The organism is Ignavibacteria bacterium, from assembly GCA_013177855.1.
In the GTDB taxonomy this organism is placed as follows: Bacteria; Bacteroidota; Ignavibacteria; order Ch128b; family Ch128b; genus Ch128b.
Map to the genome: position 1 here is coordinate 54511 of JABLYA010000005.1, position 26184 is coordinate 80694.

22 protein-coding genes are annotated in these 26184 nt (G+C 25.3%); 10 read left to right on the plus strand and 12 right to left on the minus strand.

Annotated features, from left to right (window positions below; translation table 11 throughout):
• The first annotated feature begins 16 nt into the window (after positions 1-16).
• Entirely contained in the window at positions 17-241 is a 225-nt protein-coding gene (locus HPY57_13520) for a hypothetical protein (protein NPV12799.1), read from the plus strand.
• A gap of 185 nt (positions 242-426) precedes the next feature.
• Here the strand turns inward: HPY57_13520 and HPY57_13525 are convergent, their stop codons facing one another.
• The 11 genes from HPY57_13525 to HPY57_13575 form a co-directional block, all read right to left on the minus strand.
• Entirely contained in the window at positions 427-2406 is a 1980-nt protein-coding gene (locus tag HPY57_13525; GenBank protein NPV12800.1) for a hypothetical protein, read from the minus strand.
• 126 nt (positions 2407-2532) lie between these two features.
• Positions 2533-4260, minus strand: a complete 1728-nt coding sequence (locus HPY57_13530) for a hypothetical protein (GenBank protein NPV12801.1) — start codon at positions 4258-4260, stop codon at positions 2533-2535.
• 106 nt (positions 4261-4366) lie between these two features.
• Entirely contained in the window at positions 4367-5563 is a 1197-nt protein-coding gene (locus HPY57_13535; GenBank protein ID NPV12802.1) for a hypothetical protein, read from the minus strand.
• Positions 5544-6869, minus strand: coding sequence for a hypothetical protein (locus HPY57_13540; GenBank protein ID NPV12803.1), 1326 nt, complete (start codon positions 6867-6869; stop codon positions 5544-5546). The genes HPY57_13535 and HPY57_13540 overlap by 20 nt, the downstream gene beginning before the upstream one ends.
• Positions 6870-6980: 111 nt before the next feature.
• Complete coding sequence (locus tag HPY57_13545; protein ID NPV12804.1) at positions 6981-8612, minus strand: portal protein; 1632 nt, start codon at positions 8610-8612, stop codon at positions 6981-6983.
• Positions 8613-8692: 80 nt separating this feature from the next.
• Positions 8693-9427: a hypothetical protein gene (locus HPY57_13550; protein NPV12805.1), complete on the minus strand. Its 735-nt coding sequence runs from the start codon at positions 9425-9427 to the stop codon at positions 8693-8695.
• 1 nt (position 9428) lies between these two features.
• Positions 9429-9950, minus strand: coding sequence for a hypothetical protein (locus HPY57_13555; GenBank protein ID NPV12806.1), 522 nt, complete (start codon positions 9948-9950; stop codon positions 9429-9431).
• Between the two features lie 145 nt (positions 9951-10095).
• On the minus strand, positions 10096-10473 hold the full coding sequence (locus HPY57_13560; protein NPV12807.1) for a hypothetical protein: 378 nt from the start codon (positions 10471-10473) through the stop codon (positions 10096-10098).
• A gap of 201 nt (positions 10474-10674) precedes the next feature.
• Complete coding sequence (locus HPY57_13565) at positions 10675-11961, minus strand: hypothetical protein (protein NPV12808.1); 1287 nt, start codon at positions 11959-11961, stop codon at positions 10675-10677.
• A 128-nt stretch (positions 11962-12089) separates the two neighbouring features.
• Positions 12090-13118 (minus strand): hypothetical protein, encoded by a 1029-nt coding sequence (locus HPY57_13570; GenBank protein ID NPV12809.1) that lies wholly within the window; start codon positions 13116-13118, stop codon positions 12090-12092.
• An 89-nt stretch (positions 13119-13207) separates the two neighbouring features.
• Positions 13208-13654 carry an Hsp20/alpha crystallin family protein gene (locus HPY57_13575; GenBank protein ID NPV12810.1) on the minus strand — a complete coding sequence of 149 codons (447 nt, stop codon included), beginning with the start codon at positions 13652-13654 and terminating at the stop codon, positions 13208-13210.
• A 201-nt stretch (positions 13655-13855) separates the two neighbouring features.
• On the opposite strand from HPY57_13575, the gene HPY57_13580 reads away from it, so the two are divergent.
• The 9 genes from HPY57_13580 (at position 13856) to HPY57_13620 (ending at position 25107) form a co-directional block, all read left to right on the plus strand.
• Positions 13856-14170, plus strand: a complete 315-nt coding sequence (locus HPY57_13580) for a hypothetical protein (GenBank protein ID NPV12811.1) — start codon at positions 13856-13858, stop codon at positions 14168-14170.
• A complete protein-coding gene (locus HPY57_13585) occupies positions 14167-16167 on the plus strand; it encodes a hypothetical protein (protein ID NPV12812.1) in 2001 nt (666 codons plus the stop codon). The genes HPY57_13580 and HPY57_13585 overlap by 4 nt, the downstream gene beginning before the upstream one ends.
• 16 nt (positions 16168-16183) lie before the next feature.
• Entirely contained in the window at positions 16184-16768 is a 585-nt protein-coding gene (locus HPY57_13590) for a hypothetical protein (protein NPV12813.1), read from the plus strand.
• Positions 16769-16771: 3 nt separating this feature from the next.
• Positions 16772-18661, plus strand: a complete 1890-nt coding sequence (locus HPY57_13595; GenBank protein NPV12814.1) for a hypothetical protein — start codon at positions 16772-16774, stop codon at positions 18659-18661.
• The gene (locus HPY57_13600) at positions 18651-19805 is read left to right on the plus strand and encodes a hypothetical protein (protein ID NPV12815.1); all 1155 of its coding nucleotides are present in this window, start codon (positions 18651-18653) and stop codon (positions 19803-19805) included. Before HPY57_13595 ends, HPY57_13600 begins: the two co-directional genes overlap by 11 nt.
• The gene (locus HPY57_13605) at positions 19783-21066 is read left to right on the plus strand and encodes a hypothetical protein (protein ID NPV12816.1); all 1284 of its coding nucleotides are present in this window, start codon (positions 19783-19785) and stop codon (positions 21064-21066) included. The genes HPY57_13600 and HPY57_13605 overlap by 23 nt, the downstream gene beginning before the upstream one ends.
• A 54-nt stretch (positions 21067-21120) precedes the next feature.
• On the plus strand, positions 21121-22119 hold the full coding sequence (locus HPY57_13610) for a hypothetical protein (GenBank protein ID NPV12817.1): 999 nt from the start codon (positions 21121-21123) through the stop codon (positions 22117-22119).
• 69 nt (positions 22120-22188) lie between these two features.
• Positions 22189-22500 carry a hypothetical protein gene (locus HPY57_13615; protein NPV12818.1) on the plus strand — a complete coding sequence of 104 codons (312 nt, stop codon included), beginning with the start codon at positions 22189-22191 and terminating at the stop codon, positions 22498-22500.
• 180 nt (positions 22501-22680) lie between these two features.
• The gene (locus HPY57_13620; protein ID NPV12819.1) at positions 22681-25107 is read left to right on the plus strand and encodes a hypothetical protein; all 2427 of its coding nucleotides are present in this window, start codon (positions 22681-22683) and stop codon (positions 25105-25107) included.
• Here the strand turns inward: HPY57_13620 and HPY57_13625 are convergent.
• Entirely contained in the window at positions 25104-26090 is a 987-nt protein-coding gene (locus HPY57_13625; GenBank protein ID NPV12820.1) for a DNA adenine methylase, read from the minus strand. The genes HPY57_13620 and HPY57_13625 overlap by 4 nt on opposite strands.
• Positions 26091-26184: the final 94 nt, after the last annotated feature.

Genomic DNA, 26184 nt, shown 5'->3' on the forward strand with positions numbered 1-26184 from the left:
AAATAATAATAAATATATGCAACAACCTCATAGAGTTTCAATGGAAATGATGAAGAATGCAACTGAAATCAAGTGTGAATCTTGTGGTCATGATACATTTGAAGAAGTTATTAAATTAAGAAAAATATCAAAACTTATTACAGGAAGTTCAAAGGATACGTTAATACCAATGCCTATGTTTGCTTGTAAGAAATGTGGTAATATTAACAAAGAATTTGATATTACAGATTTAACTTTATAAAAAAAGAACCAATTGGTTCTTTTTTTTATTTATAATAAAATATTTCTTTATTTAATTCATTAATTTAGTTTCCTTAATTCAATTATTTCATTAAATTTTTTAATGTAATTTTCATAATTTGTTTTTGTTGTGAATACAACTTCGTATTTTTCTCTTTTGTCTATATTTTATTAAATTTCATAAATTTATCTCTTGATATAATCGTATATTTTATTCTTTTCTAAAAATAATTTTCTTAATTTTTTAGTTTCTGTTTTATTTTTACCCAATATATAAACATATTTATGTTTTTTTGATGTTTTCCTTACTAGACAATTATTTAATTCTCTTTTTGAATATTCTTTTAAAAAAGTTGATACCTCTTGTGGCATGTTCTCCCATAAAATTTTATATTTTTTACCCCAATTCTCCTTCCATTCTATGTTATTTAGTTTTGCTATTTTTTGCATATACTTGATTTTTGTATAATTTCTATTATTAACCCAACCTATATCTGGATTATTTAAATTAAAATACAATTTATCACTACCAAATTTTTGACCCAAATAATAAAAATTACATGCTTGATAAATAGTACCAATTTCTTTTGCTTCTGTATCAGAATATGCTTCAAATATCCTGAAATTTGTATTTTTAACCATCCATCTTATTGACCACATTAACAATTTAGATGCTAAATTTTTTGGTGTCCAAGATGCGCAAGCACCTCTACTTATCAATTTTTCTATATCCTTTGTATCGTCACCTAAAAACTTTGAAAAAGAATTAGGTATAGACATAATTATAACACCACCTATTATTCCTTTATATGTTGCAATAAATCTATGAGTTGGTCTATTTGGCATTTTACCTAACCATTCATATTTTTTAATAAATTTTGTTATTTCTTTTAATGTCACTTTATCATTATTATCAACATATTTTAATTCAAAATCATTAATATTTATATCATTAATATCTATGTTTTTTGTTTTCAAATATTCGATATCATCATTTAAGGTATTTAATCTTAAATCATATTGCCAACAATGATTCTTATTATAAATTTCATGTTTAATCAATTGATCAAAGACTGTATAATTTTTATCTATAATAAATATATAATTATACCCTTGTTCTCTACAAGCTTTTTCTTTAATGATGTTTTTTTCTAAATGTTCTTCATACCACTTTTTAGATTTTATTTCTATAATTAAATTTAATTTTTCATAATAAAAATCAGAATAATAATAATGTTCTATACCATTATACTCATATTTAATTGTAGGACCTCTTTTTATACTTATTATTGAATAATATTTATCTAAAAAATCTTTTTCATATGTTCCTTGATAATATAAATCTGAATTTTCGTATTTTTCTATTTTATAACCATTTTTTATCATCTTTAAATAAAATTCTTCTAATTGCATAGGATAATAAACACCATATTTTTCATATATTATATTCATTAATTTTTGTTTAATAATTTCATTTTTCATTGGATTTTCTACACCAAATCTTTCTACACAAGTATTTTTAAATTTTAACCTATTGTTATAATTTTCATAACCATATTTTTCTTTTTTGGTGTTTTTTATTTTATTTTTTATTTCATCAGATTGTAATACAAAATCACAACCATATTTTTTATTATTTGTCATTTTTAATTTTGATAAAATTATATCAGATTGTAAAGCATAATCAACTCCAAATTTATTGTTCATTGTTTCTAATGTTTTATTTTTAAATTCATCAGTTTGAATATAATAATCTTTACCATATTTTTTATTATTGGTTTCCTTTTGCTTTTCTATATTTACAAAATTTTCATTACCATATCTTTTATTTTTTGTTTCTTTAGTTTTTAAAATATATTCGTCCGTTTTTGTATATGAATCAACACCATATTTCTTAATACAAGTTTCTTTTTTCTTGTTATCGGAACATTTTTTACAAGTATAATAACCATAATTATTAATATTCCTTCTGTAAGAAAAAATGGAAATTTTTTGAGTTTTATTACAAATATCACAAGAAACTTCAATTATAGTTTTACTACTAAAAGGTAATTCATCAGGTATAATTTCTATAATATCACCAGATTTTATTTCATAACCTAAATTTTTGTAATGTGTTATGTTTTTATTGGTTGTTTTTATTGTTAGTTTTTTAGTTAAAATCATTTAATATCTCAATACATTTCCTTTATATATAAAAAATAAAAAGTCAAAAGCTCAAAACATAACCTTATTAAATAAAAAAAAAAAGAGAACCGAAGTTCTCTTTTTTTATTTTTATTAAAGTGTCTATTAGATAAGAACACCATTGTTGTCTGTAACACGGATTTCCATAAATTGTTTCCAAGGGAAGAAACCAATGTCTGTGATAGCGTAACGGCTTCTGATAAGCATTCTTGGTGCCCAAGTTGCTTCGGAAATCAATGAAATTGATTGTGCCATTAAGTAAGGAATGAATACAAGACCTGGTTGATCAACTGAATTCTTTCTTCCTAAGAAGATTCTGTTATCATCCCATCTCATGTAAGGATCTACATAGATTGTGATGTTACCAATGTTACCCATTGGGTACAACTGACCATTTGTATTCAATTTACCAACGTTAGTTGGAGCGATTGTGTATCCAGCAACATCTTGTAATACGGAAGCTAAGTTACCGTTTGTGATAAGATATTGAGCAGGACCTACTCTACCGTCAGTAGCAATAAAGTTAGAAGCGTTGTTGATTTTAGCAACAAGTTTTCTTTGGATTGAGTGGTAAGTTTCACCACCAGGTGCAGGACCAGCAACTGCTGTGTAATCATCAACGTTAAAGTCGAATTTAGAATTACCTGAAGCGTCTTTTGGAGTTGTGTGAGATGCTCTGTTTTCGCCTGCAAGAGTTCTAATCTTATCAACAATTTGTTTAGAAATTGTTTGAGTAAGTTCGTTAATAAGAACTGATTCAAGTTTTTGTACAATGTCCATACCAGTTGAAGCTTTAATATCTTCAATTTGTGTACGTTTTAATGCACTTGAAATTTCGATGTCACCTACTGCAACAGATTTGGTGAATACGTCTGGACCAATAACACCAGGATAAGTGTTTTCATCTTCAAGACGGCTCATAGCATGGTTAATGTACCAACCAGCTGAGAAACCAGGAAGGTGATCTTCCATTGTGCTTACTAACTCAATAGTTGCACCAGTAATTTGAAGTAATGAACTACCACTTAAATGATAGAAATAAGCACCTTCTAATTGAGATACAACTGATGTAGCGTAACCGAATGTGTTTTTATTTTGGTCAAATCCCCAATTACCTGCAGCAGCGTTGTTGTTTTGTCTGTATGATCTAAACATAGGAAGACCATCAACTCTTGAAAAACCTAAAAATTCTAAAACACCAAGTTTATTACCTGTTGGAGGAGTTGTTGTAGGTTCAAATACGTTAGTGAATGAACCACCAGTTAAAGTAACAAATACTCTTTTATCTAATCCACCAATAAGTTCTTTAGTTGTTAAAACACCAAGTGTATATGTTAATTGGTTTAAAAGAGTTGTTTTATCAGTAACATTTAACTTGAAAACAAGTGGTTGTTCATCACCATCTAAATTACCATGACCTTGTGGATTGTTATCGTATTTAAAATCTACGAATAACAATTCTAATCTTGGTGAAGAAGCTGGTTTTACTGCAACAAGGTCAAGACCAATTGTTTGAGCAGCAATTTTCATTGATACTGGAAGTAAGTTTTGAGCTACATCACCTGAACCGATAGCACCTGTAGTTACAGGAGCACCTGTACCTGTGTAAGTGTTTGTGCCACCATAAAGACCAGCACCACCGATAACGGGAGCTTGAACATTACCCATACCATAAATGTTACCTAATGTGCTATAAGCAACATTTTCATTAAGCTGATGCATTTCAGCATATTCAGCCATCCAAGTTCTTTTTTCAATATCACTTACTTGTAAGTGGTCAAGAACAGGAGCCCATTTTTTCAAAGCTTTTGCTTTATCTACGATAAAATTCATAATTTTAATTGTTTTTTTTTTATTATATATTAACTCAAAAATGTCATTTTTTTCCATTTTTATTGGTAATTAGGGTTTTACACATAACTACCTATTATATAATGAGTTAATATCCTAAATTTTTAATTTTTGAGATGAATGCATCTATTTGTTCATCTGATAGAGAAGTATTATCTACAACTCTGTTTTCGTTAAGAATCTGTTTACTTTCATTAATCTTAGTATAAGATTCTAGTCTTCTGCTCTCCCAGAATTTTTCCATTCTTGATGGAGTAGTTAAATCAGGGTAAAGTTTTGCAGAATTGATTATACTCTTTTTGTAATTTTCGTTCAACTTTTCCCATATAGGTTTTAATTCTGAAGGCATATTTTCAATCAATACATCTTCAAATGTTTTTTGAACTGAAAGAGCATTTTTAATAGCATAAAGTACTTGATTTTCTGTGTAGATAGGTTCTTTACTTTCGTTTATTGTAAAGATAACTTTTTCTTTATCTTCACTTGTAAGTCCGTACCATGCTTTTTTGTTCTTTTCTGTTAGGAATTGAACAAAATGTGGTTCTTGATTTTCAGAAGCTTTACGTTTTTTAGTTTCTGTAATTAAGTTACCAATGTATGATTTTAATGAATTTTCGGTTTCCATAATTCTATCACCAATAAGGTTAACTTTACTTTCATGTACTTCTACTAATTCATTATTGTCAGCCATTTTAACTACTAATATACCTGTTGAAGGATTTGAAGCAAGAATTTCACCTGTTCTATCTTCAATAGATACTGTTGCACCAGGAACTAATTGTACTTGTGCACCAACTGGTTCGCCTTCAATTGAATCAGGCATTTCACTATCAATTTCATTTGGTTGTGATTGAACTTGATTTTTTGGTTGTGATTGAACTTGATTTTTTGGTTGTGATTGAATTTGATTTTTTGGTTGTGATTGAACTTGATCTTTTGGTTGTGATTGAACTTGATCTTTTGGTTGTGATTGAACCTGAACTTTTAGTTGTGCTTGAGTTTGTACAGGTTCATCATCAGTTTCATCTGGTTCTTGTATTTGTGATTTTTGAATGAAATCATCGTCTTCATCATAATACTTGTCTATATCAGAAACTTGTCTCATGTTAGGAATTTGCATTTGATTTCCAGCTTCAAAAATTTTTGAACTTTTAATAGATTCAATTGTGTTGTCAAGACCTTCAGCAATATAATTCATATATGCCTGTGTATCTGAAACATTTTCAGCAATGTATTCTGAATAAGCAATGTTGTTATCAACATGCTCAGCAATGTATTCTGGCATAAGCAATGTTGTTATCAACATGCTCAGCAATATATTCTGCATAAGCAATGTTGTTGTCTAAGTTCTCAGCAAGATATTCAGAATAAGCAATATTCTTATCGAGATTTTCAGCAAGATATTCAGAGTATGCTATATTGTTATCAAGATTTTCTGCAATATATTCACTATATGCAATATTTTTATCAAGATTTTCTGCAAGATATTCTGAATAATCAATAGATTTTTCAATATTTTCTGCTAAATAATCAGAAAATTGAATATTTTTATTAACATGTTCTGCTATATATTCTGAAAAATCAATATTTTTATCTAATATTTCTGCAATATATTCAGAATAGTTAATGTTTTTATCAAGTTGTTCAGCAAGGTATTCTGAATACTTAATAGCTTTTTCCAAATTCTCAGCTAAATAATCATTATGCTTAGTGAGTTTTTCGGTAATTTCTTTTATTGACTTGTTTTCATTTACAACAATTTGAATACTATCAGCCAAATAATCAAGATATTTAGCAACTTTGTTTTGTTGCTCTAATAAGGTTTCATAAGACTCAGATAATTTTATAATTTGATCAGGTTCAACTTTTCCATTTTTTACACTTTCTGTAAGAAGATATTTTACTTTTTCTAATTCTTCTTTTAAATACTCTGAGTATTCAACCATTTGTGCTTTTGTAACAAAATCATTTTGGTTCATGTTGAATAATTCATTAATTTTTGACTCATCAGATATGTCGTATATCCTAAAGTTAGTTTCTTTTGTTTTAAATCCTAAAGATTCGTTTAATGTCTTTACCTCCATTCTAGCTGAACCGAAACCTGGATCAGCAACAGCATCATAGGTAAATAATTTTTTAACAGTAACGGTTCCATCTGATTCAGTAATACCAGCAGCTCTACTTGAAACAAAAATAGGGCAACCATCTTCGACTAATGCTTTAGCCTCCTTGCCCCAATGTGTGTTTAACAATCTAATTTCACCATCTACTCTATTCTTTTCTTTATTATAAAAAAGTTTTTCAATAGTATGTGAAATTCTTTGTAAACTTGTATCAAATACGTCTGGATGATCAAACTCACCATATACAGCACCTAATGTATTCTTACGTTCTATCAATTCATTAAGATGTGGTAAGAATTTTTCTGCAGTATAGATTCTTTCATTACGATTCATAACATCAAATTCGGTGAAAATACCTGATAGTCGATATTCTTTATTACCTTTACTATCAATCTTTACACCTTCATTAAGTTTTAAACCATTTGTGTTATTCTCTACAATTAGAACATACTTGTTTGGTTTTACCATAGTTTATTTATTATTTTTTTATTATATATTAACCTAAAAAACAGTTATTTTTCCATTTTATAAGAAATCAAAAAAAAAAGACCCTCCGAAAGGGTCTTATAATATATGTTATTAGAATGAAAATTGTGATTGTCCACCACTTTCTTGTCCACCACCTTGTGGAGGTGATTGTCCGCCTTGTGCACCCATTTGGGTACTACCTTGCATTCCACCTTGCATTCCACTAACACCTTCACTAGCATTAGCACTACTATCAACAAGTTTATATTTCTTGTTTTCGGTAATATCAGCGTCAGTAAATTTCATAATTTTGCGAATAATCCATTCAACATGTAGATATGGTTTACCCTCAGCATCTTGTAAATTTGAACTTAATGTAGAAGCAATTTCGGCTCTTTTTTGTAAGTTGTTTAAAAATTTCCATTCTTCAAATAATTCGTTTTTATTAAATATAACTTGTATTGAAGCGTGAAATAGATTATCATCTTTCAATTCAGGAAAATCCATAATCATCTGAATCTTCAAAGGTTTAACGATTATTTCTTTGAAAATAGTTCTTAATCTCTTAATATAATTTTGGAATTTAATTTCATGTCTTGTCATTTCAGCAGTATCATTAAATAAATTTCCACCACCAGCATCGTCATCAAATCTACTGAAAGGAAGTTTTGAAGCTCTTTTTAAGTTTTTGAAAAACCAAGTAAGCATTGAATCTTCATTCAAATCTGTGCCTTGTGCTGTGACTATTTCTACTGTTGGAGTACCTAAATCAGAACTTGGGAACCAAAAATCTTTTGAGTGAGGAATATTGGTTGAACCATTTATTGATACAGTACCCATTGTATCATCCCATTGTACATCTTCGTGATACTCTGACATCAATTCATATATTTGTTGTTCTGCTTGTTGTTTTGTTAAACCATTTGTAGGAATAATAAATTTTTTATAAATTGCTGCTTGATTAATATTGTAAAGTAATCTTGTTTGTTCCAACATTTTTAATTGATTATAAGGTCTAATCAAATTTTCAACGTAAGATGTTTCTGCAAATTCATTATTATTAGTATACGATATATATATAATCTGAGCATCTAATAAAACTCTTCTAATTTGTGGATTATCAGGATATTGTATCCAAACTATTGTACCAGAACCAGGATCAGTTGCAACAATAAGCGTCATGGGATCTATTGGTTGAAGGTCTATAATATTTTTTTGTTTGTTATCATAAACTATTTCATAAGCAATATAACCATCAATTAAAAAATTTTTAAAATAATTCCAAGCTGTTATACCATCACTAAAACCAAAATTTCTATAAATTTTATTGAAATTTTCTTGCCATCTTTGTTTTATAGAATTATCAAACTCATCTGGTAAATCTTTTAATTTGCAAAAATAATTATCATCATTGTATATAATTGTTTCATCAGCAATTTGAGTAATAAAATCTTTTATTTCATCTTTAATTGCATATTGTCTTAATATTTTTCTTTTATCAACATAGGCTCTATCAAGGTATGCTATAGATTTTCTATCAAGCATTTTTGATATAATTTTCTTAGAAAATATATCATACATATTGGTTGATAATGTTGTTTGTCCTTTTGGATCTTCATGTAAACCAATAGAGTACGTATTTTTAATAATCATATTTTCATAATCCATACCCCAATTGGATAAATTTCTAAGCATTCTGTTGAACATACCACGATTTTCAATAGTATTGCCTAAGTTGTTCATTGTGTTTTGGTTATTGTTAGTATACCTATTATATGATGGCATCTTTTTTTAAATTAATTTTAAGTATATATAAAATTATGTTAGTCTTTAAATAATTTTAATTTTTCTTTAAATAAAGCAACTTTTTTATGATATTCTATTGAATCTTCTTGATAAGATTCTATAAGTTTTTGATAATCTTCTAATATTTTTGACATTTTAATAGCATCTTCTCCAACCAATGATTTTTGTAACTCTATCATATTTTTTGAATTATGTCTTTTAAAATCAGCCATTATTATTTCTGGTGCAATTTTTACAGAACATAGATAGGATTTTTTAATTTTATAATTATTAGAAAAATCTTTGATAGAATAAGAAGTAATAGCCCAATTCATTTTATATTCTTTTAAAAGTTTATACATGAATTCAAAAGTCATAAAATTCATTGGTGGTTCTTCTCTTACGAATTCTTTTTGTGTTATTTTGTCAAGTTTTTCTTTTCCTGCTTTAAATATTTTATTGAATATAGCAATTTTGAATTTTGGGGGTAGGTATTCTAAATTAATAGCATATAATATATGATTATTTTTAATAACTTTATAATCTAATGCTAATATTGGACACCAAATATAATTTCCATTATAATTATATTGTATTAAATAGAAACGACCAGGAATTAATTTATCTGGTTTAATTTCCATAATCTCTTTCATATTTGGTTGTTGTCTAAGTTTTATTAGTTTATCGGTCAAATTTTTTATCATGTTAGTTATAGATCCATTCATACCGATAAGACCGTACATGTAACTTTCAAAATCTCTAAACATTCCCATATTACATTATGTTGTTTTGTTTTAAATGTATTTCGGTTAATATTATGAATTTAAATCCATTTTTTTCACACCAATATTTTGCTTTAGTCCATTTATATAAATTTTTTTGATATGTTTTTAATTGATATTCATACGATTCCCAGACTTTAGTAGATGAAGTTTTCATAGGCGTTATTGGTGTTTGTGTCTCTTTATGCGGTTTTATTTCAGCTACTATTTTGTCAAATTTCATTGGGTCTTTTTTATCAATTATTTCAATATAAAAATCTGGAAAATATCTATGATATTTACCATTTTCATCCTGATAAGGAATAGTTATAAATTCACAAGACCATCTTTTAATAGATGGGTTCATATCACACCAAACCATAAAATGAAATTCCCATTTTGACCTGAAAATACATTTTGTTGGATCGCCTATATACTTATCTACATTTTTTATTTGGTAAAAACCTTGATGCCAACGCTTTTTTCCGTTAGCTTTCATATTTGTTTTACTATTTGGTAATTTATTATATCCCATAATTTAAATTTATTATTTTTACCATAAAAATATTTGTAATATCTTGTTTCATAATTTTATATATTAAATTAATATTATCTATTAAAAATAAAAACACCACTTACTTTTATTGTAAGTGGTGCAAAAATTAAATATGTCTAATAATTTAAATATGATGTAATCCTTTACCATCATTTGATGAATCTAAACTAATAAATTTAACAAGATTTTGTTGATGTGGTTTCCTACCATGAAGTTCGTTGTAACCTGCTGCAATTCCACGTTTGTAAATTTCTGTGAAATATGGTAAAGCATATTTGTATTTCTTTTCATCAAAATTATACCAATTCTCAAACATAATAAGTAGACCATTTTGCATACAGTCCAACATTTCATCTAAATCTTTATAATCTTTTTGTTTTTTACGAATTGTATTTTTTGCAATTAATTCAAAATACAATTCTGCTTTTTTAGTTAAATAACCTTTTCCTTTGGAAAGAACGATTTCATAGTATAAATCACTATCATCTAAGTAATTAGCCATAATTATTTTTAATTTATTTTTTTTTTGGTTTTAGTAAAATAAAGCTTTAAAAAAATCTATTCTGTTATGGCTTTTAAAAATTGTAAAAGGCGAAAACAATGTTCTCACGTTAATTTTTATACATGCATATTGAAAAAAAGTTTAAAAAACCTCAACATCAGAGTGTTGAGGTTTTTTATTTTCGTGGTAATCAGTACATTACTATTTTAATAAAGTTTTTCTTGCAGCTGATTTTTTAGCTTTGATTTCATTCATTTCGAGAGTCAATTTATGTTTGTAAACTAATAAATTATTGTAAGTAAGTTTTAATTCCTTATTTTCTTTTATTAATTCTTCGTTTTCTGCTAACATTTTAATTGATTCATTAACATCTTGAAGTTTAATATCAATTTGTCGTTCACGATCTTCTAAACCTCTTAAAATTTTTAATTCTTTTGAAAGTTTATTTTCATAGAAATGAGTTAGGTCATAATCCAATTCTTTTTGAACATCGTGAATAAGTTCGCTTGCATTATCATATGCGTAAAACTTCGAACCTGTTCTTGTATCTTTATTATAGATATACATTTTATCTTTATAGTTGAAACAAATCGATTCAGTAAAAGGATTTAAAAGGTTTGTAACTTTTAAAGCAATATCCAATTCAACAAATTTGTTAATATTGTTTATTGTCGATTCAACTAAATTGTAATAATCTTTTTTAAGATAAGGAATAACAGGTGAATTAAAAAGAGTTTCTAATGTTGTTTCTTTGTCAAGTTTTTTACCGTTTAAAAAAACATTATTATTTTTTGTTGAAATTCCTAATGTTAAGTTTTCATCAATTTTAAAATTGATCATATTTTCTTCAATTTCTGCAATTTGAAGAACTTTTTCTAACATTCTAATGTTTCTAATTTTCTCTGGATCTTTTACATAATCATCAGCGATAACTTGTTTAATTTCAGATTCGGTGATTAAAAACCATCTATCAGCAACAAATGTTAAATGACCTTCTTCAACTTTTTCAACTAATGTGAAAACTTTTGAAGCTTTACCAGAATTTTTAAGATTTTGTCTTTCAACTGGTGATGTAGTCATCTTCATTAAGAAAAATTTAATTTCAGGAATCCAATCATAGATTGATAATTCGTTAAGAATTGATTCCATTCTAGCATCATCATCTTGTTTGTTAATTGTTTCTAAAAGTTGAACTAAAGCTGGTCTATATAAAACACCATGATTTTTTCTTTCAATTTTTTTGTAAAGGTCTTTCAATTCATATACTAAAGGCATACTTTGAATTTCTTCTTGTACAGCTTCTAATAAAGACTTTACTTCAGGATAATATCTGAATTCTTGTAAAGAATGATTTAAAGATTCTTTCAATTCTATTTCAGATAAATTGTCATAATTTTCAAGATGTGTTTGTGCAATTCTTGCTACATCTAATTGTTCTAAATTTAACTTATTTTTAAAGTTAAATAATTCTAATTTAATGTTTGCCATTTTTATTTATTTATTTTTTTAAATTATATCTTGCACCTTTTAAGATTTTTGGATACAATTTTATCTTATTTATATATTGAAAGAAAAAACTCATTTTTTTCTAAATAAAAAACCTCTCGGTTGAGAGGTTATTCATCTAAATCATTATCATTTAGTTTTTTATCAGGTTTACTTTCACTATCATCTATAGGGTTAACATCAAAATCTTGTTTTCTCCAAGTTGTTGGATTTGGATTTTTATTTCTTTCTTCTCTAATTCTTTTTTGAGCTGGGTTTTCTTTAACATCATTTAAAATTTCTTGTTGATTAATTTCATGAAAATATGTATCCCAATATACTCTTTTTATTTCTGTCATACCTTCTATTTCTGTAGAACCATTACCACTAAAAGCAGTTTGACCAAAGTTCTTATTGTAATTTTTTAAACTGTCTAAAAAGTTACTAGATGGTTTTGGTATTCCGATATAATCCCAATTTAATTGATCATCATTATCACAAGTAATTAAATCGTCAATACCAATTCTAAAAATAGGATAATATGTTTTTACTTCTAATGAAAATTTTATCATCTTTTTTCTTTCAGATTCCATCGATATTTCTCTAACAATTTCAATTGTTTTATCATCAGGTAATGACAACAGAGCATCTATTTTTATTCCAAAATAGTCTATGTTGAAATACATATAATTATAAAAAATATTCATTAATTTTTGTGAACATTTATCAACTTCATTTGATGTCGCTAATTGTATTTCAATATCATAATTAATTGAAATTGGGACAGCTTTAACTTTAGATATTATTCTTCTGAGTGTACCATTAATATCGGTTTTTTGTGATAAATATTGATTTGGGTTTGCAAATTCGTCTGAACGTGATGCAAACCCTGTCCAAGTTATAATACCTCTCTGATATTGATCTGTATTTAAATTTACTCTTTTATCAACAATGTCATCAACAAAAGCATCTAAACAAAATCTTTCGTCACCTGTTAAACTTGTATAGAATGGAATTGTAACTCTTAATCTTCCAGTATCATTTTCATTTGTTGGTTCGAAATAATTGATCCACCTAATTTGTCTTGTCATAGTTTTAGCTAAAGCTACTGTAACCATCCTAAAAAATTGATTGTCAAAATCATATGTGTAATCTATCATAAAATTTTTATACCAGAATATTATTTTTATTATATATTAAAAAAACCCTCACAATATTTTGTGAGGGTTTTTTAATATTTACTAACCAATTACATAATTTTTCTTTTCTTTGATTTTTGTTCTTCTTTTTGTTTTTTTGTTAAAACAATATTCAAAACACCATCTTTAATATCTGCTGTTATTTTTTCAGTATTCACATTTTCAGGAATTGAAAACGATCTTACAAAAGATTTTTTCACGAATTCCTTTCTAGTGTAACCTTCATTACTTTGGGAATTAGTATCTTCTACCTTTGCTGAAATTGTAAGCATATCATCTTCAATTTCTACATTAGTTTCATCTTTAGTAAATCCAGGTAAAAGGATTTCTAAATTGTAAGATTCATTTGTTTCTTTTACATTCATAGCGCCTAAAATATTGGTTGTTCTTGTAAACAATGTTGGTGTATAACCAAAAAACTCATCAACCATTTCATCGAATGTTTTGTCAAATGATTTAAATAATTCATAAGGTTGTTTAAATTTTACTAGTGTCATAATTCTATTGATTATTTTTTTTAAGTTAAACTTATTTGATTTGTTATTTTCAATTTTTATACCAATATAAAATTTCGGATTTTTATACATATTTTGACATTAAAATAAAAAAAATATGTCATTTTGTCAGTAGTAAATTTTGTCAAATATAAAAAAGTTATTGCTAAAAGTTAATATATAATAAAAATGTATTAAGTAAAAATGATTACAAAATTTAATAATTTCTCTGGTGTTGTGAGTGTTAAAATAGATGATAATATCTTATACTTTCATTTAAAATATGATGAAAATATTAAACCTTTTAAGGTTGAATTATGGCTTCATGATGGTAAATATGATGATTTAAGTATTAACATAACAGATTCTAAAAATTTGGGTCATAAAGAATTTTATTTAAATCCATTTATCAATTTAGAAATTGTTGAAACACTTAAAAATGAAGGTTTTATAGAAGAAACAGGAAAAGAAAGTGTAGCTGGTGATAAAAAAACAAAATCTTATCTTTTATTAATATGAAACGAGTAAAAAACTTTAAACTATTTGAAAATTTTGAATATGAAAAATATCATGATGGTATTTATAAAAATAAACTATACGAATCACCAAATACAGTAACAATTAATGGAAGATATATTACTAGTATGTGTGAAAGTCCTTTAGAAATGATTTTTTTATATTCTAAGGATAAAAATCCAAAATTTTATTATGAAATTGGTTGTGAATGTCATGATAACCTTGCCAATAAAAACGGTGTTCGTTACAACAGAGATAAACAGATCAGTGGTAGAGTTTTTATAAAAAATAAAATAATAACATTCTGGGTTTATCCATCAACATATGAGCAATTATTAAAAATTATTGATGATATTAATGGTGGTTTAGAAAAAATAGGATTTAAGGTTGATGAAACTTGGAAGGTGGAAATTCCAATAAATAGAAATAAAATTTCAAATGATATAACATATATAAATGAATACGAACTTGTACCTATACATGAATATAAAGGTGGTGCTAAAACAAGTGAAGAAGAAATGAAAATACCACATTTAATTAATTGGAAAGAAAAACAAGAGCTTAAAAAGAAAGGTTGGGGAAAAGGTTTCGGTTCCGATATGACTGCCTGGAATTCTAAGAACCCATTATATTGGAGACAAGCTAAATATCAGGAGAATATTAAAAATTTTGATACTTTTATATTAAATGAAGGCAGAAAAGAAGATATATTACAAAAATTTCAAGATGAATATGGTAAGGGTTTAGGTTTATCACTATGGGAATCAGATCCAACAGAAAATAAAGCCTATATTGAATGGTTATTATCATTTATCAAAAGAAATGAAAAAGAATTAGGTATAGATAAATTGAGATTATATAAAGGTGATAAAAATGATATTGGTAAGTTTATAAAAGAAAGAAATAAAGTTCAATCACTTTTAACTTCAATAATAAAGAAATATGATAATAATAAAAAAGATTTTTCAAAACCAATTAATCAAATAAAAACTATTGAAGATTTAAAAAAAATATTGGATGAAAAAGATAAATTTGAAAAAGTTGCCAATATAAATGATGAAAAATTTTGTAAAGTTTGGTTTAATAATTTAGAATGGATTGTTTTTCAACCGTTTAAATATGAAATTGCACAATTTGCTTATAAAAAAGATAGAAAAAGAAATTGGTGCACTACATATCAAAAAAGTCAATTTGATAATCATAATGGTGAAAAAGGAGGAATAATTTATTGTATTAATAAATTAGATTCAACAAAAGATGTGGCATTTGAATTATTTCCAAATGAAATAGTTAAAAAATGGGATTATGAAGATAATGATACTAAAATAGACATTTTTCAAATGAAGAACGAATTTGAAGAAGGTTCTGAAATATATGAAATTTTTGATAATGAAATAGAACATGAAATTGAATTACCTACATTTTCTAGAAATGAATTAGAAGAAAAAGCAAGAGAATATTTTAGTGATATGGGTATAGAAGAGTTAGGTCTTAATGCTGATTCAATTTTCGATTATCTTGATATTAACAATTTTACTGAAAGTTGGATTGAAGGTGAAGCCAAATATTTTGCAGATTCATTAATTGATATGATGAAAAGCTATGCTGATTGGGATTCTATATACAAATATATTACTAGAAGATATTCCATGGACACTTTGTTAGATTTCTTCGGTTGTGATAATGAAGATGAATTTAAAGAAAAATTCTATAAGGGTGAGGGTCAATATTATGATCATGATGATATTGAACGTCTAGTTGTAAAATATAATGATGAGTATAATTTTGCAAAATATTTTATGAATAAAATATACAAAGGTTATTCATCAAGAGATATATATGAAGAATTTTTTGGTAATGCTGATAAAGCCAATATAAAAAAAATTTTAAATTTTGCTCGCAATCATTTTGATGAAGATAATTGGATAGACTATAAAATACAAAGTATAATTAACGATATGACTGATGAAGATATATTAGAAATGGTTTTTGATATTTAAAAAATAATATTAAATTATGAAATACTTACACACATACGAAAAATACTTATTAATATTAGAAGTTGGTGAATGTTCTGTAGAACCTTATAAAATAGATAATTATTTAGAAATACCTGGTCCATTTAACACAAAGACTTTCAATTATATATTTAATACTGATTCTGGTTTGAGATATTCTATTAATATTATGAGATATCCGAATGAATTTCATTTTAGAAAAAGTGATGTAAAAAATTGTGAAGTTATAGACGATACTGTACAAGATTTTTATGATAAAGTGATATTGGTTTCTTATTTTACTTTTTATGGTGAAGATGAAGAAATGTTTTATACTTATGATGATGTTACAATTCAGAATAAAGGTGAATTATATAAAATAATGTCTACTTTAAAATGGTGTATTGAAGATTATTTAAATAAAAATAATGAAATTAAATATATATTTATAGGTGGTCAAAGAGGTAAAAAAGGTAAAGATAAAGAACAAAGAGACAATTTATATCTTTATTATTTTAAAAAGAATAAGCCAAATTGGCAAATTGGTAAAATATACTGTGATTCTATGAGAGAATATTATTATATAATAAAAATAAAAGATTAAAATATGTTACATAATTATAAATCATTCATAATACTTAATGAGAGTAAAAGTAGAGATAAAAAACTTGAAAAACAAAGAGAAAAAATTTATAAGTTTTTGAAATTTGATCCTATCATTGATTATGTATTTGATAAAGTTGTAGATAAAGATAGTACGAGAGGTTTGAAATATACTATTTGGTTTTGTGATAGAATATCAAAAATGTTTATAAATTATTTAAAATCACAAAATATTACTATTTTTGCTGGTATTACTATACCAAAATCAAAATATGAAGAATTTTTAAAAACTGGAAAATTTAATTTACAATATGATAAAGAAGAAGCTAAAAAAGCAGGATTAGCTGATAATTTGGAAGAAGCCATTAAATTAAGAATATATCAGGCTTGGAGATGGAATCAGAATTCATATGATAGATATGTATCTGTAATATCGGATTGGTTAAAATCTCCTATTAGAGAAGAAAAAATAAATTTATCAGATTATAAAACATTAACAGAAGCCTATGATAAAGCTCATGAATGGCATAATAATTTGAAAGCAAGTGGTATAGTATCAAACGAAACAGGTACAATTTTAATGACATTTGATGATGGTTATTATTGGATTGATTTGGAAACAGATTCATCAAGAGATGAAGCAGATGCTATGGGTCATTGTGGTACAACTAATTACGGAAAAACATTATATTCTTTAAGAAAAAAACAATCACCTCATGTTACTGCTGCAATAGGTAACATAGATTATAATGGTCCTTACAATACTGTATATCAAATGAAAGGTAGAAATAATAAAAAACCTATAGAAAAGTATTATAAATATATATTTGAACTTCTTTCGTATCCAAATGTTAGTGAAAATGTCAAAATAGAAACAGAGTTTGATAAAATAATTAAGTTTTCAACAATAGAATATATGCCTGGTGAAGATTTTCATGTATCTGATTTATCATTAGAACAAATTATACAATTACAAAAAAGAAATCCAGAATTAATATCAAATCTTGGATTGCCTATTAAATATAAATTATATAAAAGTGGTCATATTTCAAAAGTAGAATTAACAAAAGATTATAATGATTTGAAAGTAGTCGATGATGAAATTCATTTTGTAGTACCTGATTGGACAAGTTTTGATAAATCAATCTTTAATACAGACAGAGACCATAGAACTGGTTGGCAAATTGAAGTATTAGAAGGCACAAGTTGTTTTTATTTTTATAATGATTTAGATTTTGATTATACATACACATATGATAAAATAAAACCATACGTATTTAATGATATTATTAATATTATTGATAAAAAAGGAGATTGTGTCATGGTATATAATATAGAAGATGGTGATAGTAATGAATTAATATTATCAAAACAAAATATGGAATATTCTGAAAAAGAAAAAGATATATTAATAAAAACACCAGAAGGCGTTTTTATAAAATTTGTTGATTTATTAGATGATGGTTCAAAAAGAAATTGGTTGAAAAATAAAAAGAATGTAACAGCTTATTGTGATGAATTAGATGGATTAAAAGAAATTTTGGATCGTTCTTATTCGATGGCTCAAAGTTTGGCTGATGAAGATGAAGCTAGGGATGCCGTAATAAATGCAATTCAGAATAAAATTGGTCCTCTTGTAAAAAAAGATGAAAAAAATTGGTGGTTTGAAGATGGTTTACATTTCAAATTAAATTTTGAGTATGTTATTGATATTATTAATGCATCTGGTGATGATTTACAAGATTCACATTCTATAATAGATATTATAAATTCAATACCTAGTGATAATGAAGATTTATTAATAGATGTAAAAGTTCCATATTATGGTTGGAATGGTATAATAGATTCAGATACATTATCAGAAGAAATAATTAATAGATTAGATGAATTTTAAATATTTAAAACCAATAAAAGAATTTTGTGATGAAATAAACACAGAATTAGGTTATACAGATTATAACAATAGAGACGTGTTTCCATTTTTTGTTTTTGAAAATGGTGATATAGAATTTGGTGCAGATAGATTAACACACAGTGATATGAAAATAACCTCTACTTCAAATGAATTATTAAGAGGTAGAATATTCTTAAAAGAAAAAGTTATTGGTTTTTGGAATATAGAAAATTATGATGGTGATTTTAAAGAATTGTTTCAAAAAATACAACATGAATTAAGTAAGTGGGAAAATGGTATCAATTTTTTTGATGGAAAATGGAGAATTGATTTACCTATCAATGATAGTGATGTAAAATTATTTAATGAGAAAGGTTATTATACATATTATATGAAGAAAACTTGGCTGGCACTTGTTCCTATAACAGATTTTGTAAGTGGTGAATATAAGAAATATGTTATTAGTGATGAAGATATTATGAGGTCACATAGTGATGTAAAATTAAGACAAGAATTAAAGAAAAAAGGTTTTGGTAAAGGTTGGGGTTCTGATTTAACTGCGTGGGATTCAAAGAATCCATTATTTTGGAGACAAGCTAAATATCAAGAGAGTAAAGGATATGAAATTGAATATGAAGAAATTAAAAGAACTAATGAATGTCATTTTCCAGAACTTTTTGAAATGAAAAAGAAAGATTTAGAAGCAGATAATTTAGATCACTTAATTTCTGAGTTTGGTGGTGATGAAGAAAGAGCCAGAGAAGATTTTAATTGGTTCTATAATATATTAGTTAATTTAAATAAAGGTGGATATATTTACAGAATCATATTCTTACCAGATTTAAAATATTTAAATAAAGAAGAATTAGGTTCGCATTGGACACATGATGAAGATAAGGCAAAAGATTTAATAAGAAGTTTAAAAGATATGATAATTGTTGATATAGATGATTATGATATAGATGATTACGAACCTTATTTAATAACGGCAAAAATAAAACCAAATAATATTGATTTTGAAAAATCTATGGGTTCTTTCTGTAAAAATTATTTGGAAGAAGAAATAAATGTCAAAAATCAAAAAAAGATAGAAATAGTAAGTATAAAAAAATTAAATTTAAATGAAATACTTAAAGAAATATGAAAATCCTGACTTTGTGAATGCATCTAAACCAAGATATGTATCAACAGATTTTAGTGATGTTGATGCTCTTGCATTTGGTTATGATGAAAGTGGTAAAATGTTAATCAATTTTGGAACACATAACGATATAATGGGTACTAAGGAAAATGATGGTAGACTAAGAATGTACTTTCCTGGAAGATTATGGATAAATCAAAAGATTATTTCATTTTGGAAATACCCTACAGTTGAAAAATTACCACAAGTTTTAAAAGATATTCAAGATACTTTTAACAGTTTAAGTAAAGAAGAAAGAAAATATACTATAATTGATAAAAATAATGAAAAAAAAGAACATTATTTTGATGATATCGATTTCTCTGATAAAGAATGGTTAATAGAAGTCCTCGATGAAGATTTATATGATCCAAATAATATAGAATGGGATACAGACACCATTCTAATACCATTATCAGATTATGTTGGTTCTAAAGAAAGAGATAAAGAAGAATTAATGATTCCACACTTAGCAAATTGGTCAGAAAAACAAGCACTAAAAGCAAAAGGTTTTGGTAGAGGGTTTGGAAGTGACTTAACTGCTTGGGATTCAAAGAATCCTTTAGCTTGGAGACAGGCAAAATATCAAGAGAGCATCATTACAAAATTTAAAAAATTTGAAACTTGTGATGGTATTTATATAGATGGTAATATAGAAGTAGATTTTAACGATTCTGATGTATTTCCATTTTTGATATACAATAATAATGTTTATATTGGTTTTGAATCTGAAACACATGAACAAGTATATGATTATTATAGTATACCATATAATAATGCTATAGAAGGAAGAGTTTATTTAAAAGAAAAAATTATATCTTTTTGGAATTTAGAATATATAAATAATATTGAAAAGGTTTTTAAAATGGTAGGAAAAGAATTTGAAGTAGATTTATTTGATGGTGAATGGAGAATTGATGTATTTATTAGTAAAAATTCTGAATTTGAACAAACTGAAGAATATAAAAAGTTAGCAAAAAAATATTATGTTTATAAAAGTTATTTTTGGTATGCTCTTATACCAATTAAAGATTTTTTATCAAATACTTGGAACATAGAAGATGACTCAGAACAAAAAGCCATTCACTTATTGAATTGGAGAGAAAAACAAGAATTGAAAAAGAAAGGTTGGGGGCGTGGTTGGGTTTCTGATTTAACCGCATGGGATGGTAAAAATCCCCTTTGGTGGAGACAATTAAAATATCAAGAAAATAAAATATACTAAATGGTAAGAGAAGTTTGTTGGTTATATTTTTTACATTATGTTTATAAAGGTAAAATGAAGTCTAAAGACTGGGCAAAGGACAAACGAATGGGTGTAACATTTGAAAATGCTATGCGAAAATTTGAATGTGTTAAATTTGAAAATGGTGTTTATTATTCAACACCAGAATGTGAGAAAATAATTGACGAATATTTTGGTGCAAATACTTTTGAGGAAGCTGTGATCAAATGTGAAGATTATACAGAATATGATATTAAAGGATTGTATGGATATACAATATCAAGAACACCGTATGAATTATATATGAAAAAACATCCAAAATTAGAAGAAAATTTTGATAGAATTCGTGATATAATTGTAAAACATTTCAATTCCCAATGTTGTGATGACAAAATACTTGGTCAATTACATAAAAGTAAAAATATTAAAGAATGGAATTTTAAAACTTGTTATAATATGTTTGGAAAAATTCCTGAAAAAATAACAATTTACAGAGGAATAAAAAATGATTTTGACCCAAATTATTATGAAAATAAGGACAAATATACTTGTTGGACTTCAAATATAGAACAAGGTGAGAGATTTGCTAAATTCTATTTTACTGGTGGGTATCAATTTAAACCATCATATACAAAAAATCCTACTCTTTTAGTTGCTGAAGTAAAACCAGAAGATGTTGCAGTTTTTATCGGTAGTGATGAATCAGAAATTATTATGAAAGGTGATGTTGAATTAAAAGACGTAGTAAAACTTAAACAAGAAATAAATGAATCAAAATCAAATATAAAATCATTCGACTATCAAGCAGTTACAAAAAATGAAAAAGGTGAACCTGTTTTGTATGTAGTTGATTATATTATTGTTAAAAATGATGTTGATAAAATAGAATGTAAAATAAAAGGTTATCAATATACAGATATAGATATTGATGGTGAAACTAAAAAAGGTTGGATTAAAGTAAATGATTTTAATAGTAATAGAACACATTTAATAGATAAAAAAGATTTTAAAAATGGTTCTGATAAAAGAAAGATATATGATATTATGATTTAAATAATTTTGAATTATTAAAATTAATAAATTTAATGAAACAACTATACAAGATATAATGAAAAAAAAAATATGAAATTTTTAAAAACATACGAAAATAAAATATTAGACAATATACTTGATAAAATGTTTGCATCAGGTAAGGATAGTTTATCACCTCTTGAAAAAGAATATCTTGATAAGTTTTCTAAAGGTCAATCTACAAAAGATATCCAACAAGAAATGAACAAAAAAGAATACGTAGATGAGATTGGTCCTTATAATGCAAAGCTTGTTTTAACTAATGTAGAAGATGTTGATAATTATGATGAACCAAATTATGGTGCACACCAAAGATGGAACGGAACTTTGTATATTGGAGATAAAAATATGAAGGATATATAGGTTTTAAAGGTTCAGATTATTTGTATGGTTATTTTGAAAATATTTATGAAGAATTAGAAGGTTTTCATTATGAAATTGATCAGTTTTGCGAAAACGCCTTTTATTCATTACAAGGTCTATTTAATCCAAGAAATGGATGAAGAAGATTATTTTAAGTGGTTAGAAAAAATATAGTTAAATATGAACAGAAATGAAAAACGCAAATTATATTTAGATTATTTAGAAGAAATTAATGAATCGTCTAGCAGAGAAAAAAAGATTTCTGATGCTGTGAAAAAAATAAAAAAATTTCTTGTAAATGATAAAATTATTAATTTTTTAATCAAAGAAATTGTTGATACAGAAACATCAAAAGGTGTTAAATATTTAGTTTGGTTGGCTAATCTTGTTAAAGATGAAATACTTAGTCAAGCCAAAAAAGAAAATGAAAATTTCTATATAAATTTTAAAAAATACATAGAAACTGGTAAATCATATAATGAAGAATTTGAAAAATTTGAAAGTTTTATCGACCAACAATTAGATGACACATATTATGATTATGATGATATTCTTACAATTGGTTTTAAAGTTCCATATATTATGGATTGGATAAAATCACCAATTCATCAAGGTAATATAGATTTGTCAAAATATAAAACACTCAATAATGTTTTTGACGAAGCAAAAGAATGGTACAAAGAATTACATGCTATAAGTTATATTCATGAAGAACACGGAAAAATCATATTAAAAGATAATATTGATGTTTTTAAAAAATTAGAAACAATTAATTTATTTGAAATAATATGGAAAAATAAAGATGATAAAAATATAAATAACCTCATAAATATTCTTATTGGTAGAAAATTTTCATATCCTGAAATTGATGGTCATTTAGAAATTAATTCAGATTTTGTTATTGTTGATTGTAATTTTTGTTTAAAATTATTAAGAAATGAGGTTAGATTTCAATTACTACTTTCACCACATTCAAATTTTGACAGCATTCAATGTTATAGATTATTATTAAAAAATTTTTATGATTTTGATTTAATAATGAAATATGTCAAATCTGACACTACTATTGCGAAAATAATATCTAATAAAACTATTTCCAAAATTAAACATTTTAAAGATTGGTCAACTAAAGTAAGAGAAATATACAATTCCTATGTTCAGAATATTTTTCCAGATAAAATGAAAACTGAAATAAAACTCATTTTTAAAACAATAAAAGATAAAACAGAAATAGATATTTTTAAAAAAGGTGAACATTATGTTTTTAAAATGCCTATTATGACTTTTATAGACAATATTTTTAGAACAAAATATGATATTAATTTTACACATGGTTTTTATAAAGCAACGAGTATATCTGATGGTTTATCAAATTTATATAAAAATATAAAGGAAGAATTTAATAATCTCAAATATGAACCACAATATAACTTTATAACAGAAGTCAATGAGTATATAATCAATAATATAGACAAAGTAAATGAAAGTGTTATAAATGAAAAATTAGGAGTGGCAGATGATATAGAAGAATGGTGGGAATTAATATATTATATAATAATAAAACAATGTGAAGGATTTGTAAAAATAATAAAAGAAAATCCTAAAAAATTTAAAGATGTAATACAAATAAATAATGATTTTATAAAAGTATGGCATGCTGATATCATATTAGAACCAGAACAATCTAACAAACTAATCAGTAATTATATATCTAATAATAATAAATTAAAACTTAAAGATTTAATATTAAAATTATCTATAATAATTTTAAAAGAAGAAGATTTTACAAATTATCTTTTTGACACAGATGCTTATTATAATGATAAAGATGCTGATTTTGATGGTACTTATTTGAAAGGTTCTGAAATATTTTTACAAATATATTTACCAAATACAGTTTTAGATAAGGATAATAGTACAACAATGGAATTATTAATGGATGATTATGAAATCACATTAAAATTGAGACAATCATTATCACATGAATTAGACCATGCTTACGAATTCTTTAATAGAATATCTTTTGGTGAAACAAACTTTCCTGAAAAATCTATAAATATTATACAACAAAAATTACAACATTCAAAATTTTCACAAATATCAAATGATTTTTATGAATTTCTATCATTGTGTTATTTAGCATTAACGTTTGAAAGTAGTGCAAGAGTTACAGAAATAAATTATATTTTTAAAGATTTAGAAAATATTGATAATAATTATTTTTGGTCTGTTGTTAAGGATTCAAATGCTTGGAAAGAGATGCAAAAACTTAAAGATTTTGACCCAGTTTCTTTTTACAATAATATAAAATTTGAAATGTCTGATGAAGATATTAAAGAAGTTTTAATACAAACAAAAATATATACTGAAAATGATTTTGAAAAAAATTCAGTAAAAGATTTGGTAATAAGATATTGGTTAAAAATGTTTGATGATATGATAGCTTTAACAATTAAAGAAACATTACTTGATATTAAAAGGATAAACAAACAAATGTTTGATCACCCTTTGCTTTTCTTTAAATATTACGATAAGAAATTTAAGAAATCTTGGGAATATTTCTATACAAGAATTGTTAGAATGGCAACACTTTATGTTAAAAATTAAGACCAAAAATTATCATTCTCTACATCAATTTCTCTTTCAATTTGTTTCTCTTCTGGTTGATAATTCATTATTAATATCTCTGCACCTTTTTTACTTTCATCTGATTTCTTAATACTTGTTGTTGCTTTTGTAAATTCTTTTATTTTCCAATAAAATTTATCTTTTGGATATAATTTATCCAAACCCTCAAAATCATAATAAGATAATATAAATTTACCGTCTATACTTTTAAGTGTATCCGCCAATCTTTGGTGTCCACTCAAACCAAAATGTTCATTACCTCTAAAATAATCACCTTCGTGATTATAGTATGGTGGATCTGCATAAAATAATGTTTGTTTTGAATCGTATTTTTCTATATGCTTTTGAAAATCAAATGTTTCAAAAGCAGTTACTTTTTTAAGTTTGTTTTGAATAACTTCATTATTAACATTTCTTAATAATATTTGTGATTTTGGTTCTGGTGCTTTTTTACCTTCTTTGTATGAAGATGCTGAATAAGAAAATCCAATTTTTTCGGATGGTATTCCAGAAAAAGCATGTCTTAACATAAAACCATATTTAAAAGCTATTTCAATATCAGGTATATTTATTTTTATTTCTTTACCCAACATATCTCTATACAATTCCTGTCGATATTGCATAAATATCTCCTTGAATTTGTTATAATTGTGTTCATAAACTTTTTTCTGGTCTTTACTAACATTTTGGTCAAAATATAATATTTTACCTGGCTCATATTGTTTTTTGAGATATTCTATAAACTTTGGTTCTCTAATACAGGCGAAAAAATTTGTAAGATAAATATTTATATCATTGTAAATTATTTTATTACAGAAAGAAAAATCATTATTAATATATACCCAAAACGCACCGGCAAAAACTTCTGTAAAAGTTTTTATATTTTTTTTCATATCTTTTGTGATTTGTGAATATATCCACTTAGATTGTATTTTTTTGCCGCCAAAATAACTAATTAACATTTTTTTAATAATATTTTTATTTTTATATTTATATTATATTAATTTGTTTAAATAAAAAAAAGCCAGTTTAAAACTGGCTTAATGTTAAAATTTA